This window comes from Sphingobium sp. GW821-FHT02B05 (genome assembly GCF_059421905.1).
Map to the genome: position 1 here is coordinate 199,492 of NZ_JBWKVW010000003.1, position 16,427 is coordinate 215,918.

Here is a 16,427-nt window from a genome sequence, read left to right on the forward strand (position 1 = left end):
TCCCCAACCATTATGGACATCATAACGGCCGGGGAACGAGCGGCTTTAGCCGTACCTAACGCCTATTTAACTACGGGGGCGATTGGCCGCGAAATTGGGGAAGAACAGCTTGCGGAAACTGATCGACACGGTGCGGCCCAGCGGGTCGAGATAGCCGGGCTGATAGCGCAGCGGGATCGCCCCGGTCGCGTCGGTCACGTCCCGGCGCTGGTTGAAGATATTGTCGATGTTGAAGGATATGCGCGCGCCCCGCATGAAGGGGATCTTGCGTTCCAGCCCTTGCACCTGACCCAGATTGGCGAAGATGCGCAGGTTCGCGGTGGCGAGGCTCCCGAAATTCAGCCGCGACGATCCGCCTGCCGTGCCGGTCAGCGCGCCGTCCACATGGGTGCCGCTTTCCCAGTCGATGCCCAGCCGCGCGCCGATGCCGTTGTTCATGTAACCGATCCGCGCCTCGATCTCATGCCGCGGCTGGCCTCCCGACGATCCGGTGGCGTCGCCGTCCAGCAGATTGAGCTGCGGCACGCCCGGCGCGATCTGGATGCTCTCGGTCAGATGCCAGGTGTGATAGAGGCTGAACGTCATCCGCCCGCCGCCCTGGCCATTGCCGCCGGGACCACGGAAGCCGCCGGGACCGCCAAAGCCGCCGCCACGCGGACCGTTGCCGCCACCCGGCCCGGCGCCTGCCCCCCCATTGCCGCCCTCGCCGCGCGGCCGATCGCCACCTCCTTCGCCCGGCGGCGGACCGCCCTCGCCACGGGGCTGGCGATTGCCGAACAGCGCCTGCAATTCGGGCGGCCGGTCCTCCGGCTTGCCACCCGACGCGCGCCAGGCTTCCACCAGCTTCTGTATATGCGATTTGATCGGAACCGACAGGTCCACGCCCCAGCGCAGCTGCTCGCTCTGCGAAGACAAGAAATTGATCGGCCGCGCGTCGACCTGCAACAAATTGCCGTCGGCATCGCGCAGGAAGCGCTGGGGATAGGCCGCTTCCAGCGCCGGCGTCGGCGTCGGGAAAGCGGCGATCGGGTTGCGCGTGCGGCTGTTGAGATAGGTCGCCGTCATGGTGAGGTTCGGCTTTTCGAACGGCTTGATCCGCGCGCTCAGGCGAAACTGGTCGCGCACGCTTTCCTTCAGCGCCGCATTGCCGCCCGACAATTGGGTGACGAACACCGTCTGCCCGGTCGCATAGTCGAACACCGACACGTTGGGCGTGGAAATCAGCGGATCGGTGATGTTCGCCCCGGTCGGCGCGGCGCGATCCTGATTGGCGGACGCAAGGATCTGAACCGCATCGACGGGCTTCCAGCGCAGGCCATAGCCCAGCGTCGAAAGCGTACCGAAATCCGAATAATGTTGCGCGGCGGCGTTCAGGTTGACCGCGACATCGCCCACCGCGCCCAGCACGCCGCGCGACCGGCTGGTGATTGGCAGGTCGAGGCTGATCTGCCCACTGCCGATTTCCCGGCTGTAATCATTGCCGCTTTCCACGCCGGACCGAACCGACCGACTGGTAAAGCCATTGGCCGACGCGCTGATGCTGATCGACGTGGTCACGCCGCCGGCCGGCAGGTCGAACAATGTGCCGCTGATCAGCAGGTCGCCCTGCACCGCCTGGCTCTTGGCGCGGGCGCGGTCGGTCAGGCGGGTTGCGACCAGGTCCGGCGCGAAGCTGCCATAGGGATTGACGCCAGCGTCGCCCGCATCCAGCGCCGCCTGGATCGCGCCGGTGGATATCCCCCGATCGGTGCGGGTCCGCGTGATCGACAGGTCGCCATTGCCGGTGAAGGACCATTGCCAGCCGCCACCCAGCTGGCCGTTCAGGGTCAGGCCGATATGGCCGGTCGTGCCCTTGATCTGCTGCTGCAATGCGCCGCCCTGCGCCAGATAGCGATAGAGCGTCACATCATTGGCGAAGGGGGAGAAGGCGCTGCCGGCCGGCAGGTCGAAGGCCGCGGACGACAGGCCTTGCAGCGTATCATTGTCCGACAGTTCCAGCCGCCCGTTCAGCGTCGCCGATATGCCACCCAGCGCGCGGGCGAGGGTGGCGTTGGCGGAAAAGCTCTCCGTTTCCGGGCTGAGCGTGCGGTACCGGGTCAGGTCGCTCACGCTGGCGGCATTGGCGCCCGCGACGAAATCGCTGATCGACGGCGCGCCCGACGCCGCGCGCCCCGGCACGCTCGCCACCGTGACGGCCTGGCCGGCCAGCGCCGACAGCGCCGGGTCGATTTCGCCGTTGGTGCCGGTGCCCAGGATATTGCCGTTCAGCGCATAGGGGCGACCCGGCGCGGTGGCGGTGATGCCGCGCTCGCTTTCCAGCAATTGCGCGGCACGGCTATATTGCAGGTTCAGCGTGAAGCGATTGTCGCCCTGAATACGGAGCAGGCCCGCTTCCACCTTGCCATTTTCGCGCCCGCCCTGCGTCGTCGTGCCGACCCGGCCTTCCGCCGTCTCCGCGCGAAAACGCTGGCGCAGGACGATGTTCACCACCTTTTGCGTTGGCGCATAGCCATAGGATAGCGCGACCTGTTCGGGCAATATATCCACCCGCGCCACGGCCTCCGATGGGATATCCTGAATTTCGGAGAAGCTGGAAATGCGCTTGCCGTTCAGCAGGATGACCGGCGTGCCGTTGGTCTGCGGCGCCAATTCGGTGATGAGTTCGGAAATGGAGGTGACGCCCAGCGCCCGGACGTCCGCGCCGGACAGTTGCTGTTCGGGCTGCACATTGCCCATCACCGACCCGCGCTGCGGCTGGCCGGTGACGACGATCTCCTCGCCATCATCGACCGGTGCGGTTTGCGCAGCCTGGGCGACCTTCGTCTCCTCCTGTGCCATAAGCGCGCCGGGCGCGACCCCGGTCATGAGCGCAGCACTGATGATGGACGCGGAAAGACGCACGGAAACCGCCACAGAAACCCCCAAAAAACCCTGTACTATGAACGCTGGACTAGCAGGCGCTTGTCGCAAAATTCTGGCAACAACCAGCGATATTTGTCGCAAGATGTAACCGTGCCGGCTGAACGGGGGCTGGCCGGGTTCAGGGCGCGTCGTGAAAAATGATGCCCAATGTGTGGCGCAGGCCCGTCAGGATGCGGCTGACGCCGTGGCGCATCTGCACGCGATACACGCCGCGCGTGCCCATGACCGGCCGGTCGCGCACCGGAAAGATGACGGCATCGCCCTGCATCAACGGCACCATTTCGGCGCGCGATTGCATGCGCGGCCGCTGCTCGGTCAGGACGAAGGCGCCGCCGGTGAAGTCCTGCTCCGGCCGGGACAGCAGGATCGCGACCTGCAACGGGAAGATATGCGGACCATAGACATCCTGATGCAGCGCATTCCAGTCGCCCGCCTCGTATCGGAGCAACAGCGGCGTCGCCTTGTCCTGCCCCGCCAATGCGCAGCGCGCCAGATAATCGGCGTGGCGCGTCGGATAGATGTCGCTCGTGCCCAGCCTATCCGCCCAGCCATTGGCATGGCGGGCCAGCGCGGGGTAGAGCCGCGCCCGCAGCATCGCCACCGGATCGGGCAGCGGATAGGCGAAATAGCGATAGCGCCCGCTGCCAAAACCGTGCCGCGCCATCACCACCTCCTTGCGGAAGGCGGCAGGCTCGTCCCATAAAGCGACGAGTGCGGCGCATTGGTCGGGCGATAGCAAGGCGGGAAGGCGCACGGCGCCATGGCGGTCGAGATCGGTCAGGTCCATCGGGCCAGCATCGCAGCACTTCCCGATCGGGGCATCCCGCGCCTTGCGTTCAAACATTTCTCTTCGCGGCCGGCGGTTTCCAGGGCATTTTGAAATTATCTGGAACAGATGACGGGTCGCACTATGCGGGAAACAAAAGGGCCCTGGACCATGATCTGGTTCAATCTGGTCGCGTCATGTTCTAAAGTGGCACCATGCGCACGCTCTATCCCCCGATCCAACCCTATGCCTCCGGCCATCTCGATGTCGGCGACGGCCACCATATCTATTGGGAGCGTGCCGGTACGCCCGGCGCCAAGCCCGCCGTCTTCCTCCATGGCGGGCCGGGCGGCGGCATTTCGCCCGACCATCGCCGCCTCTTCGATCCCGCCCGCTACGACGTGCTGCTGTTCGACCAGCGCGGTTGTGGCCGATCGACCCCGCACGCCCATCTGGAGGCGAACACGACCTGGGATCTGGTTGCCGATATCGAGCGGTTGCGCGTGATGACGGGCGTGGCGCAATGGCTCGTCTTCGGCGGCAGCTGGGGTTCGACGCTGGCGCTCGCCTATGCGCAGGCGCATGTCGATCGGGTGACGGAACTGGTGCTGCGCGGCATCTTCACGATCCGGAAGTCGGAAATCGATTGGTATTATCAGGAAGGCGCCAGCCGCATCTATCCCGACAAATGGGAGCGGTTCGTCGCGCCGATCCCGCAGAGCGAGCGGGGCGATCTGGTCAACGCCTATCGCCGCCGCCTGACCGGGGACGATCGCGCCGCGCAGATCGCCGCCGCCCGCGCCTGGAGCGTGTGGGAGGGGGAGACGATCCGCCTGCTGCCCGATCCGGCGCTATCGGCGACCCATGACGCGGATGATTTCGCGCTGGCCTTCGCGCGGATCGAAAATCATTATTTCGTGCATGGCGGCTGGCTGGAGGACGGGCAGCTGATCCGCGACGCGGGCAAGCTGGCGGCCATTCCCGGCGTCATCGTGCAGGGCCGCTACGACATGGCCTGCCCGGCGGAAACCGCCTGGGCGCTGCATCGCGCCTGGCCGCAGGCGCGCTTCGAAATGATCGAGGGCGCCGGCCATGCCTATAATGAACCGGGCATCATGGACGCCCTGATCCACGCGACGGACGGCTTTGCAGCTTAGCGGCTGCCCGGCCCCAATGCCGGGTCCAGGTCGCGCGGGCGGGTGAAGCTCGCGAGGTGCGCGATATTTTCCCGTGCATCGGCCCAGCGGTCGATGGGGAGGTCCAGCACCGCGATGCTGGCGGTCGGGAACTTGATCTCCACATCCTCGCGCAGCGGATTGACGCCGTCGTCGGGGACCAGATCCAGGATCAGCTCCTCCAGCCCCGGATTATGCCCGGCCATCAGCGCGCCGTCGGCACTGTCGGGCAGGTCGCGGATGACGTCGAACAAGGTCGGCGCGGAAGCGAGGTAGATGCGCCGGTCCCACCGCGCATCCAGCGTCTCGCCATAGCCGGCAAAGAAGGTTTCCAGCGTCTGCACCACCCGCACCGCCGGCGAAGCGACCAGCATGTCGAAGCGCATGGCGCGCTGCGCGGCAAACTGGCCCATCAGCATCGCGGCTTTCTCGCCCCGGCGGTTCAAGGGCCGGTCGAAATCGCGCGCCACCGGATCATCCCAATCCGATTTGGCGTGGCGCAACAGGGTCAGCCTTTTCATTGTCGCTCCTGTTGGGGAGGGCCTGAAGGGGGCAGGCCGGATTCGCGCCCCTGATGCCCTAACAGGGCGCTTTCGCCAAGGCTTTGCTCTCTGGCCTGTACGCTGACCGCGATGATCGCTTCGTCCAGCGTCAGCCGGCGGATCGGCGTTCCGGGCGGGAAGGCGCTCAGCAATCGGCTTGGCATGGCGGCGGACAGGATGACGAAACTGCCCCTGTCCTCGGCCCGGCGAATGAGGCGCCCGAACGCCTGTGCCAGCCGTGCCCGGATCAGCCGGTCGTCATAGGCGCTGCCGCCGCCGGCCAGCCGCCGCGCGGCATGCAGCACCGTGGGCTTGGACCATGGCACGCCCTCCATCACCACCAGCCGCAGCGAATGGCCCGGCACGTCCACGCCGTCGCGCAACGCATCGGTGCCCAGCAGCGAAGCGCGCGGATCGTCGCGGAAGATATCGACCAGCGTGCCCGTATCCATGGGGTCCACATGCTGCGCGTAAAGCGGCAGTCCCGCCCGCGCCAGCCGGTCGGCGATGCGCGCATGCACCGCCCGCAGCCGACGGATCGCGGTGAACAGCCCCAGCGTGCCCCCGCCCGCCGCCTCGATCAGCCGGCCATAGGCGCCCGACAGCGCCGCAATGTCGCCCCGCTTGATGTCGGTGACGATCAGCACTTCGGCCCGCCCCGGATAATCGAACGGACTGCTCGCCTCGAACCGCTCCGCGCCATGAGGCAGGTGAACCGCACCGCTGCGCGCCTCGGCATTGGACCAGTCGCCTCCGCCTTTCAGCGTCGCGGACGTCAACAACACGCCCTGCGCCGGCTTCAGCACCGTTTCGGCGAGCGGTCGGGTCGGGTCCAGCCAGTGCCGGTGGATGCCAATATCGAACTCGCGCCCCTCGATCCGGTCGACCGTCATCCAGTCGACATAGTCCGGGTCCGCCGGTCCGCCGATCCGCGCCAGCAGCGCCAGCCAGGCCGCAATCAGGTCGCGCCGCCAGCCAAGCGAGGCGATCGCCCCCTCGACCCGCGCGCGCGCCGGACCGTCCAGCCAGTCGGGCGCATCCTCGATCACCGCCTCCAGCCTGCGCGCCAGCCTTACCAGCGGCTTGATCAGCGCATCCAGCGCTTGGCAACCTTCCTGCGCGGCTTCCACCAGTGCCCCATCGGGTTCGGCCAGTTCGGTTTCCAGCCCATAGCCGGCATCGGCTTCACCCGCTGCCTCCGCGCGGGTATAGACCGTGCCCCGAACCGCGGCGAGCAACGCTTCCAGCGGTCCGAACGGCTCGCCCGCGACGATACGTTTCAACCAATCATCGGCCGGCAATGCCTGCGCTGCGTCGATCGCGGCGCGGATCGCCTGACCGCCTTCCTCATCATAGCTGGCAAGGTCCGACAGGCGCGCCGCAAGACCGCGCCTGCGTCCGCGCGATCCGCCCTCCGGCCCCATGATCCAGCGCCGCAGTTCGATCGCCTCCTGCCCCGACAGAGCGACGGAGAAGGTCGAATCCGCCGCATCGAACAGATGATGGCCTTCGTCGAACACGATCCGCTGCGGTCGCTGCCCGGTTTCGCGCCCGCGCGCGGCGTTGATCATCACCAGCGCATGATTGGCGATCACGATGTCCGCGTCGGCCGACGCGCGCGCCGACCGCTCGATGAAGCATTTGCGATAATGGGGGCAGCCGGCATAGATGCACTCGCCGCGCCGGTCGGTCAGCGCGGTAGAGCCGTTGCGGCGGAATAAGGTCGGCAACCATCCGGGCAAGTCGCCGCCCACCATGTCGCCATCCTTGCTGAACGCGGCCCAGCGCGCGACCAGTTGCGCCAATATCGCGGCGCGGCCGGTAAAGCCGCCCTGCAACGCATCTTCCAGATTGAGCAGGCAGAGATAATTTTCCCGCCCCTTGCGCACCACCACCCGCTTCGCCGCCACCGCAGCATCGGGAAACAGGCGCAGCGATTCGCGGTCGAGTTGGCGTTGCAGCGCCTTTGTGTAGGTCGAAACCCAAACCGTCCCCTGCGCTTCCCCGGCCCAGAGCGAGGCAGGTGCCAGATAGCCCAAAGTCTTGCCGATGCCGGTGCCAGCTTCCGCCAGCAGCATATTGGGCTGGTCGCGATGCTTGCGCGGCGTGAAGGCCATGCTGGCGGCGGCCGCATAGGCGCGCTGTCCGGGGCGCGGTTCGGCGCCCGTGCCGGTCAGCGCGTCCAGCCGGGCCAGTACCTGATCTTCCTTCAGGCTGACCGTGCGCGGGGCCGGGCGAGGCTGCACCTCCTCCCACTCCGGCAATTTGGTGAACAGCCAGCGTTCCGCTTCACGCGGGCGGGCGATGCGCGGCGCGACCAGCGGCGACCAGGGCCAGCGCAGCCGGTGCAAAGCCTGCGCGGCGGTCCATCCGCCCTCCCGCTCTGTCCAGCCGGTCGCGTCCATCCGGGCAAGCAGCATCGCAGCGCCCCGTTGCAGTAGCGCGGGAATATCGCCCTCGCTCGTCGGCGCGGGCAGGCCCAGCGCCTGCGCCAACCCTTTGGGCGTGGGCACGAGAAAGCGGGCCGGATGCAGGAAAGCCCATAGTTCGAGCAGGTCGAGGCCGTTAAGTTCAGGATAGCCCAGGCGCTGACCGGTCAGGGGCGCGTTGAGCAGCAGGACAGGGGTTTCGGCGCTGCGTGCGATCGCCTGCCCCTTGGCCAATGCCTGCGTGCGGTCGCCTTCGCGAAGCCAGATGCCACCATGGCTGGCGTGGAGCGCGGGCAGGGTGGCGGGATCGATCACTGGCCCGTGTCTAGGCGAGCAGGAACAAAAGGAAAACCTGAAATATGGATTACGCCCCGTGAAGAGCGTCAGACAGTGCGCCGTCCAAAGCCGCCGCCACCCACGGCCGCGCTGCCGAAGCCGCTCTGCTGCCCAATTGGATGCAGGCGCGGCTGGAAAGCGACGGGCGCGCGCCGGGCGGCGCGGGCCATCTCCAGCTTGTCGAAAAGCGGGCCTTCGTTCAATTCATAGGGAAAGCGAATGCCCATGCGATCCTCTTCGGACCAGCGGACCGTGCCGAACACGATGAAGCCGTCCAGGTCGATCTGGCATTGCGACCGGGCCGGCAAAGTGCAGCCCACAACCTGGGCACCGCCCTCGCTCAGATCGACGATGACGCCGTCCAGGCTGTCCAGCACCGTCGTGACGACGATGGGAATGTCCACCGCAATACGCTCGCGGCTGCGCTGTATCTGCATGACGCCTCCTGTCGGTCCATTATCGATACGCAAGGTTAATGAAAACTGAAGCTGCGAACGATTGTCAAAGTGCTTTTGTGGCCGAATAGCATTTTCTTTCGCTTTAGCAGGGTTTAGGGGGCGTGAATCATGACAATGTCCGATATCCTGCGCACCGCCGCGACCGCATCCAAGGCCTGGCCCTATGAAGAAGCACGCAAGCTTCTGAAACGTTACGCCAATGGTGCGCCGGAAAAAGGGCATATCCTGTTCGAAACCGGCTATGGCCCATCGGGCCTGCCGCATATCGGCACGTTCAACGAAGTGCTGCGCACCACCATGGTGCGCAACGCTTTCCACGCGCTGTCGGATATCCCGACCCGGCTGGTGGCGTTCAGCGACGATCTGGACGGTTTTCGCAAGGTGCCCGACAATGTCCCCAATCAGGCGATGTTGGCCGAATATCTGGGCAAGCCGCTGACGCAGGTGCCCGATCCGTTCGAAAAGTTCGAAAGCTTCGCGCATCATAACAACGCAATGCTGCGGGACTTCCTCGACAGCTTCGGCTTTGACTATGAGTTCGTTTCCGCGACCGAACGCTATCAGGCCGGCGCCTTTGACGAGGCCCTTCGCCAGGTGCTGCGCCGTTATCAGGCGATCATGGACATCATGCTGCCGACCCTGCGCAAGGAGCGGCAGGCGACCTATTCACCCGTGCTGCCGATCAGCCCCAAGAGCGGCATCGTGTTGCAGGTGCCGGTCGACGTCGTTGATGCCGAAGCCGGCATCGTCCGCTTCGTCGATGAAGGCGAGACGATCGAACAGTCGATCCTGGGCGGCGCGGCCAAGCTGCAATGGAAGGTCGACTGGGCGATGCGCTGGTATGCGCTGGGCGTCGACTATGAAATGGCGGGCAAGGATCTGATCGATTCGGTCACGCAATCGTCGAAGATCTGCCGTGCGCTCGGCGGCCGCCCGCCTGAAGGCTTCAATTACGAGATGTTCCTCGACGAAAAGGGCGAGAAAATCTCCAAGTCCAAGGGCAATGGCCTCAGCCTGGAACAGTGGCTGACCTATGGCCCGCAGGAATCGCTCGCTTTCTACGCCTATCGCGAACCCAAGAAGGCCAAGCAGCTGCACATGGGCGTTATTCCGCGTGCGGTGGACGAATATTGGCAGTTCCGCGGCAACTATGCCAAGCAGGCGATCGAACAGCAGCTGGGCAATCCGGTCCATCACATCCATGATGGCAAGCTGCCTGAGGGCGAACTGCCGGTGACTTTCGGCCTGCTGCTCAACCTTGTCGGCGTGATGGGCGATGCCAGTCCCGAACAGGTGTGGGGTTATCTCCAAAATTATGTGCCGGGTGCCAGCGCGGAAACCTATCCGCAACTGGATGCGCTGATCGGTCATGCGCTCGCTTATAATCGCGATTTCTTCGCGCCCACGCTCCAGCGTCGTGCGCCCGAAGCCCATGAGGCCGCCGCGCTGCGCAAGCTGGACGAGGAACTGGCCGCATTGCCGGCCCAAGCCACGGCAGAGGACATCCAGAATATCGTCTATGCCATCGGCAAGGATGAGGCGTTCGGCTTTGCCGAGCTGCGCGACTGGTTCAAGGCGCTCTACCAGACGCTGCTGGGGGCCGATCAGGGGCCGCGCATGGGTAGCTTCATCGCCCTGTACGGCGTGGACAACAGCCGTAAATTGATCGCGCAGGCGCTGGCGGCCTGATCTGGATTAACCTCCGGCCCGGAACATAATGCCGGGTCGGACGTTTGCCGCATCGGTCCACCCCCCTTTCGGACTGGTGACGCGCCTTGCGCACGTCATCGGCCGCGTGCGCCCGGAAACGGGCGGCGCGGCCAAGTGGGGGTAAAGGAAACCGCCCCGGTCTTGCGATCGGGGCGGTTTCTGTGTTTTCAGGGTTGCTTACCAGAAGAAGGCGCGGTGGGCGGTGATGACCCGGCCGGTGCGCACGTTGACAAGCAGCACGTCATTATAGTGCCGGACCCAGCGCTGGTTCACGCCCGGACGGGGCAGGCGGTAACGGTTCACATCGGTGATATAATAGCGCGAGTTGTAATAGGCCGGACGAAGCTGCGCGCCGGCATTCCACTGGCTATAGCGGAAGGGCGCACGCCAGTTGCCGCCGCGATAGACGTCCCGATGGGTGCGGCGATAGTCGCGCCAGTCTTCGCGCGTTTCCTGGCGCGCATCCCGCACGTCGCGTCGCGCTTCGCGGACATCGCGACGATCGCCATAACGCTGCGCCTGACGCAGGTCGCGCTGTTCTTCGCGCAGGTTGCGTTCGCTGCGACGCGCCTCGCCATAGGATTGCGCCGATGCGACGCTGGGGACGACGGTAGCGGCCAGCAGGCCCAGGATGATGAACTTACGCATGATGTTTCTCCCATATTCCGTGGCGGCAGAACCTGTCTGGCAAGGTTCCGGTTCCGCTGCCTACAAGGGGAGATATGGGCCCAGGCAACTGAACGGCCGGGGAATGAACCAGTCAGATTCCAGTCATTTATGTCGCAAAGTGTAACCGCGTCAGCCCCACGGCCGTTCGCGAAACCATTTGGTCACGACATATTTCGTGCCGCTCTCCACCGGCCGCGCGGCGTGCAGGCTCTTGCGGTTGGGCGCCCCGTCGCGGTCCATATTGTTCCAGATCAGGATCATGCCCTCGACCGGCGGCACCATGAATTCGCATTGCGGGAAATGCGTCTCGCCACCGGCCTTGACCGGCGACAGATAGATCATCGCCGTCCAGGTCCGCTGCCCGCCGCTGGTCCGCATCTGCGGCCAATAGCTCGCGGTGACGGGGAAATAGTCGCAATGGACCTTATATTCCTGCCCCGGCGCGTAGCGCTGCCCCTGCAACGTTTCGCCATGGCGGGCGGGCAGGCCGGTCATCGCGCAGATCCGGTCGCTTATCGCCATGACCAGCTCTTCCCAAGGATTGAGGTTGCAACTGTGGCTGGTACGATAATCGGCATTGGCGCTGCCGGAAAACAGCGTCGACGGCTTGGCGTCGGCGTCGATCAGCGCGCGCAATCCGGCACATTCTTCCGCGCTCAGGAAATGTTGGCGGCCATAGATTTCCAGATCGGGTGCCTCGATCCGGTGCACCATCGGATTGCGGTCCAGCCGCTTGCGCACATCGTCGCCGATCCCGGCGCGCAGCGGCGATGCCGTGCCGCCATCATCTTGTCCTTCGCTCATGCCCGCCTCCTGCCACAGGGATGGCCGGCATGAAAAGACCCCGGCATGTTCCCATGCCGGGGTCAGGGGTTCCTGAAGGCCAGTCCAGGAAGCGCGTTACCAAAAGAAATTGTTGATCACATCGACCACATAGCCATCGCGGATATCCACCAGCAGCGCGTCGTCATAATAGCGAACCCAGCGCAGAGAGCCGTAGGCCGGCGGCAGGCGGTAGCTGTAGGGATCGTCCAGCCAGTAACTGTTCGAATAGAGCAGGCTGTTCAGGAAAATCCCGACCGAAAAGCGGCGGTAGCCATAGTCCCACCCGCGCGGCGCATCGTATCGGCCCATGCGATAGCGGTCGCCATAGCGGTTGCGATAGCTGTTCCAGTCATAGCGCCGGTCCTGGCGCCAGCCATTGTCCCAGCGGCGCTGGTTCGCCCAGCGGCTGCGATCGTCGAACCGCCGGCCATTGTTCCAGTCGTTCCGGTCATTCCCGGTCCAGCCGCGATTGTCGTTCCATCGCTGATTTTGCCGATCGTCCCGGCGATCGTTCCGCCAGTCCGGGCGATCATCGCGCCGGTCGTTGCGCCAATCCTGCCGCCCGTCTCGTCGGTCATCGCGCCCGTCGCGCCGGTCATCGGGACGCGCGTTGCGCCAATCCTGCCGATTGTCCTGGCGCTGCTGCTGGTCGCGCCAATTTTGCGTCTGCTGCTGACGATCGCGCGCCACATTTTCCAGCCCGCGATTTGAAGGCTGGTTGCGATCGCCGCGCCATTGATCGGGGCGCTGCTGCGGCTGATTGTCCGGTCGCGCCTGCGGCCGCTGCTGCCAGCGCTGGTTTGCCGCATCGCCGCGCATTTCGCGTCCACCACCGCCTTCCCCGCGTGGCTGGGCAGGGCGGCCCTCCGCCCGCCCGCCGCCGCGTTGCTCCGGGTTGCTCTGCGCATGGGCCGGGGCGATACCGCTCAGCAGCGTCGCACCCATCAACCCCGCCAGCATCATCTTCCTCAACATCGTCGTGACTTTCTTCGGATCGGGGGCACTACGCCCCCTCATGATCCCTCTCTACGATGGGTCCGATGTCGTGATGCTGAACTCGTCATGCAGCGATTTGAAAGAATCGGCGAGAGACGATAGACACAAGCCGTTCAAGCCGCCACTGTCCGTTAGTGCGGTTCGCATGTGCGACAAACCACCAATATCGGTCGAAAAGCTGATCCAGATCAGTGCGTCGCCGTGAAACTGACTATAGGACTGACGAGTGACGAAATCTTCCGATGCCGGCCTCGACGCGCCAACCGTTCGCCAGGCCCTGCGGGAAGCGACGATGGAGAGTCATCGTCGGGTTGATGCCATTTATGCCGATTTCGCGCTTGATTCGCCGGGCGACTATCGCGCGTTCCTGACCGCCCATGCTCGTGCGCTGGGCGCGCTGGAATCCGTTGCACGACCGCAGGCTCCGCGCTTGCCGTTGCTGGCGCAGGATCTGGCCGCACTCGACTTGGCCCTGCCTGCCCCTCTTGCGCTGCCCGAACCTCTGCCGCTGGACGCCAGCGGCACCGACGGCTTTCATTGGGGCCTGCGTTATACGCTGGAAGGATCGCGATTGGGTGGCGCTATGCTGTCGCGACAGGTCGCCCCCGGCCTGCCCAAGGCCTATCTTTCGGCGGCCCATGGCAAGGGCGAATGGATAGCCTTCCAGCGCGCGCTCGACGGCGCAGCGGCGGAAGGCGGCGAAGGCTGGCTGGATGACGCCGTGCAGGGCGCTCAAGCCGCCTTCGCCCTGTTCGCGCAGGCAGGGCAGCAGGCAAGCAAAGTACCGGCCCATGGCTGATCGCGACGCTGACCAGCCCCATTTCTCGGTCGATCTCAGCAATTGCGATCGCGAACCCATTCATGTGCTGGGCACGGTTCAGCCCTTCGGCTTCCTCATCGCGCTGACCGCCGACTGGCTGGTGTCGCGCGTGTCGGCCAATAGCGCGGAATTTATCGGCCTGACGCCCGACGATATGTTGGGCAAGCCGGTCGCCGCCTTGCTGGACGGCGAAGCCATCCATGCCTTGCGCAATCGCATCACCCTGCTGCGCGGTCCCGATTCGGTCGAGCGGCTGTTCTCGATCCCGCTGATGGCTGGCGGCCCGCCTTTCGACGTCGCCGTCCACTTTTCGGGCCAGCTGGTCGTGGTGGAGGCGGAACCGGCCAGCCATGATGAAATGGAGGCAAGCAGCACGGTCCGCTCCATGGTCGCGCGCCTGGCGCAGGCCGACGGCATGACCGCCTTCCTGCGCGATGGCGCGCGGCAGGTGCGGGCGCTGACCGGTTTCGACCGCGTGATGGTCTATCGCTTTGCCGAGGGCGGCGATGGCGAAGTCGTGGCCGAAGCGCTGAGGCCCGGCATCGACAGTTTCTTCGGCCTGCATTATCCCGCTTCCGATATTCCGGCGCAGGCCCGCGCGCTCTATCTGCGCAACATCTTCCGCGTGATCGCCGATGTGAAGGCGGTCCCGGTACCGGTCGTCCCGGCGCTGGACCCCACCGGGGCTGCGCTCGACATGTCGCTCTGCCTCACTCGCGCGGTGTCGCCGATCCATATCGAATATCTGGGCAATATGGGCGTGGGCGCCTCTCTTTCCATCTCGATCATCGTGGAGGGGAAATTATGGGGTCTGTTCGCCTGCCACCATTACGCCCCGCGCCTGCCCACCTTCGCGCAGCGTAGCGCGGCCGAACTGTTCGGTCAGATATTCTCGATGATGCTCGAAAGCCGCGAGCGCGCACAGACCGCCGAATATGAGGGCAAGGCGCGGCAGGTGGCCGACCGGCTGCTCTCGGCGGTGGCGCAGGACCATGACCTGCTGACCAATGCCCGCTGGCTGGGCGACATCATTTACGACACCATTCCTGCCGATGGCGTGGGGGTCTATATCGATGGGCAGATGACCTTCTCCGGCCTGGTCCCCGATGCGCCCGCCTTCGTCGCGATCGTGTCGATGCTGAACCGCGTCGCGGCCGGCCAGGTCTATACGACTGACAGTCTCTCCTCGGTCCTGCCCGAAGCGGCTGCCTATGCCGATCGCGTATCGGGCGTGCTGGCTATCCCCCTGTCGCGTCGGCCGCGCGACTATGTCGTGCTGTTCCGCGCCGAACAGCTGCGGTCCGTGCGCTGGGCGGGCAATCCGGAAAAGGAAATCGAATATGGGCCAAACGGTCCGCGCCTGACCCCGCGCAAGAGTTTCGAATCCTGGTCGGAGCTGGTGAAGGGCGTGGCGCTGCCTTTCCTGCCCGCCGAACTGCGGGTGGCCGAAGCGCTGCGCACCGCCCTGCTCGAAGTCATATTGCGCATGTCCGATTCCGCCGATGCGGAGCGGCAGCGGGCGCATGAAAAGCAGGAATTGCTGATCGCGGAGCTCAACCACCGCGTCCGCAACATCCTCTCGCTGATCCGTGGCCTGTTGTCGCAGACCCGCGACAGTGCCCGCTCGGTGGACGAATTTATCGGCACGCTGGAAAGCCGCGTCCATGCGCTGGCCCGCGCCCATGACCAGATTACCGCCGACCGTTGGAGTCCGGCGCGCCTCTACGACCTGATAGAGATCGAATCGGGCGCCTATCTCGGCGAACGCAGCGACCGGGTGCAATTGTCCGGTCCCAATGTGCTGCTTACGCCCGGCTGCTTCACCGTGCTGGCGTTGGTGATCCATGAAATGCTGACCAACGCCGCCAAATATGGCGCCCTGTCGGATAGCGGCATGGTGACGATCGACTGGCGCGTGGATGAGGATGGCAGCCTGCTGATCGACTGGACCGAAAGCGGCGGCCCGCCCGTGGTTGCGCCGACCCGTCGCGGCTTTGGCTCCACCGTCATCGAACGGTCCATCCCCTATGATCTGGGCGGCCATGCCGACATCAATTTTCGACTGGCCGGGATAGAGGCGCATTTCTGCATCCCGTCCATCCATGTCGTATCGGTCCTGCCAGACGCGACCGTCGCCGATCGCGCCAAGCCTGCGGCCCCGGTCATGCCCGGTTTGCTCAATGGCCGAAACGTTCTGCTGGTCGAGGATAATATGATCATCGCCATGGATGGCGAGGATGCGTTGCGCGACCTGGGTGCAGACGTCGTCACCGCCGCCAGCGTTGGCCGCGCGCATGAGGCGATCGCGATCCAGACGATCGACCTTGCCGTGCTGGACTTTAATCTGGGTCATGAAACCAGCCTGCCGGTCGCCGATCTGCTCGCCGAACGCGGCATCCCCTTCATCTTCGCCACCGGCTATGGCGACGGGCTGGAACTGCCCGCCCGGTTCAAGGCGACGACGCTGCTGAAGAAGCCCTATAGCGGCGCAACCCTGGCGCAGGCGCTTGCCCCGGTGATTGAGACCGATCCGGCCTGATCCGTTCGCTTCGGGCGAAGTCGACAAGCAGGTAAGCAACGCCTTGCGTAGCGCGACTATCTCTGGAACGGCCGGCCATGACCCTGGTCTGCGGGCCACAATTCGCGATGCCGCGAAACGGACAGTTTCCGCCTCTCCGATTGCGGAACGGCCGCCCTGCGCCAATCTGTCCATCATACCGACTATCCTGTCCTACATCCCGTCGTGCCGCTATGATGACGACAAGATGGCCGGCAGCTG

At 65.2% G+C, this 16,427-nt stretch carries 12 protein-coding genes; 4 read left to right on the forward strand and 8 right to left on the reverse strand.

The window, feature by feature from the left end; all coding sequences use genetic code 11:
- Window positions 1-66 precede the first annotated feature (66 nt).
- Both AC07UX_RS13205 and AC07UX_RS13210 read right to left on the reverse strand, forming a co-directional pair.
- A complete protein-coding gene (locus AC07UX_RS13205) occupies window positions 67-2,865 on the reverse strand; it encodes a TonB-dependent receptor (RefSeq protein ID WP_495192639.1) in 2,799 nt (932 codons plus the stop codon).
- A 175-nt stretch (window positions 2,866-3,040) separates the two neighbouring features.
- A complete protein-coding gene (locus tag AC07UX_RS13210) occupies window positions 3,041-3,709 on the reverse strand; it encodes a 2OG-Fe(II) oxygenase (protein ID WP_495192464.1) in 669 nt (222 codons plus the stop codon).
- A 194-nt stretch (window positions 3,710-3,903) separates the two neighbouring features.
- Here AC07UX_RS13210 and pip point away from each other — a divergent pair, with 194 nt between their 5' ends.
- Window positions 3,904-4,845 (forward strand): prolyl aminopeptidase, encoded by a 942-nt coding sequence (gene pip / locus AC07UX_RS13215; RefSeq protein WP_495192465.1) that lies wholly within the window; start codon window positions 3,904-3,906, stop codon window positions 4,843-4,845.
- Here pip and AC07UX_RS13220 read toward each other — a convergent pair.
- The 3 genes from AC07UX_RS13220 to AC07UX_RS13230 form a co-directional block, all read right to left on the reverse strand.
- Window positions 4,842-5,384, reverse strand: coding sequence for a SixA phosphatase family protein (locus tag AC07UX_RS13220; RefSeq protein ID WP_495192466.1), 543 nt, complete (start codon window positions 5,382-5,384; stop codon window positions 4,842-4,844). The genes pip and AC07UX_RS13220 overlap by 4 nt on opposite strands.
- Window positions 5,381-8,149, reverse strand: coding sequence for an ATP-dependent DNA helicase (locus AC07UX_RS13225; protein ID WP_495192467.1), 2,769 nt, complete (start codon window positions 8,147-8,149; stop codon window positions 5,381-5,383). Before AC07UX_RS13225 ends, AC07UX_RS13220 begins: the two co-directional genes overlap by 4 nt.
- A 68-nt stretch (window positions 8,150-8,217) precedes the next feature.
- On the reverse strand, window positions 8,218-8,607 hold the full coding sequence (locus AC07UX_RS13230) for a PilZ domain-containing protein (RefSeq protein WP_495192468.1): 390 nt from the start codon (window positions 8,605-8,607) through the stop codon (window positions 8,218-8,220).
- A 129-nt stretch (window positions 8,608-8,736) separates the two neighbouring features.
- On the opposite strand from AC07UX_RS13230, the gene AC07UX_RS13235 reads away from it, so the two are divergent.
- Window positions 8,737-10,317: a lysine--tRNA ligase gene (locus AC07UX_RS13235; protein WP_495192469.1), complete on the forward strand. Its 1,581-nt coding sequence runs from the start codon at window positions 8,737-8,739 to the stop codon at window positions 10,315-10,317.
- Between the two features lie 198 nt (window positions 10,318-10,515).
- Here the strand turns inward: AC07UX_RS13235 and AC07UX_RS13240 are convergent, their stop codons facing one another.
- The 3 genes from AC07UX_RS13240 to AC07UX_RS13250 form a co-directional block, all read right to left on the reverse strand.
- The gene (locus AC07UX_RS13240) at window positions 10,516-10,986 is read right to left on the reverse strand and encodes an RcnB family protein (protein WP_495192470.1); all 471 of its coding nucleotides are present in this window, start codon (window positions 10,984-10,986) and stop codon (window positions 10,516-10,518) included.
- Window positions 10,987-11,136: 150 nt separating this feature from the next.
- On the reverse strand, window positions 11,137-11,811 hold the full coding sequence (locus AC07UX_RS13245; RefSeq protein WP_495192471.1) for a prolyl hydroxylase family protein: 675 nt from the start codon (window positions 11,809-11,811) through the stop codon (window positions 11,137-11,139).
- A 96-nt stretch (window positions 11,812-11,907) separates the two neighbouring features.
- Window positions 11,908-12,849, reverse strand: a complete 942-nt coding sequence (locus tag AC07UX_RS13250; RefSeq protein WP_495192472.1) for an RcnB family protein — start codon at window positions 12,847-12,849, stop codon at window positions 11,908-11,910.
- 271 nt (window positions 12,850-13,120) lie between these two features.
- On the opposite strand from AC07UX_RS13250, the gene AC07UX_RS13255 reads away from it, so the two are divergent.
- Complete coding sequence (locus tag AC07UX_RS13255; protein ID WP_495192640.1) at window positions 13,121-13,627, forward strand: heme oxygenase-like domain-containing protein; 507 nt, start codon at window positions 13,121-13,123, stop codon at window positions 13,625-13,627.
- Window positions 13,620-16,187 (forward strand): HWE histidine kinase domain-containing protein, encoded by a 2,568-nt coding sequence (locus AC07UX_RS13260; RefSeq protein ID WP_495192473.1) that lies wholly within the window; start codon window positions 13,620-13,622, stop codon window positions 16,185-16,187. Before AC07UX_RS13255 ends, AC07UX_RS13260 begins: the two co-directional genes overlap by 8 nt.
- Window positions 16,188-16,427: the final 240 nt, after the last annotated feature.

Coding starts and splice junctions, on each gene's coding strand:
- AC07UX_RS13220 (WP_495192466.1), bottom strand. CDS start 5,384: ATGAAAAGGCTGACCCTGTTGCGCCACGCCAAATCGGATTGGGATGAT.
- pip (WP_495192465.1), top strand. CDS start 3,904: ATGCGCACGCTCTATCCCCCGATCCAACCCTATGCCTCCGGCCATCTC.
- AC07UX_RS13260 (WP_495192473.1), top strand. CDS start 13,620: ATGGCTGATCGCGACGCTGACCAGCCCCATTTCTCGGTCGATCTCAGC.
- AC07UX_RS13205 (WP_495192639.1), bottom strand. CDS start 2,865: ATGACCGGGGTCGCGCCCGGCGCGCTTATGGCACAGGAGGAGACGAAG.
- AC07UX_RS13250 (WP_495192472.1), bottom strand. CDS start 12,849: ATGAGGGGGCGTAGTGCCCCCGATCCGAAGAAAGTCACGACGATGTTG.
- AC07UX_RS13245 (WP_495192471.1), bottom strand. CDS start 11,811: ATGAGCGAAGGACAAGATGATGGCGGCACGGCATCGCCGCTGCGCGCC.
- AC07UX_RS13240 (WP_495192470.1), bottom strand. CDS start 10,986: ATGCGTAAGTTCATCATCCTGGGCCTGCTGGCCGCTACCGTCGTCCCC.
- AC07UX_RS13235 (WP_495192469.1), top strand. CDS start 8,737: ATGACAATGTCCGATATCCTGCGCACCGCCGCGACCGCATCCAAGGCC.
- AC07UX_RS13230 (WP_495192468.1), bottom strand. CDS start 8,607: ATGCAGATACAGCGCAGCCGCGAGCGTATTGCGGTGGACATTCCCATC.
- AC07UX_RS13210 (WP_495192464.1), bottom strand. CDS start 3,709: ATGGACCTGACCGATCTCGACCGCCATGGCGCCGTGCGCCTTCCCGCC.
- AC07UX_RS13255 (WP_495192640.1), top strand. CDS start 13,121: ATGGAGAGTCATCGTCGGGTTGATGCCATTTATGCCGATTTCGCGCTT.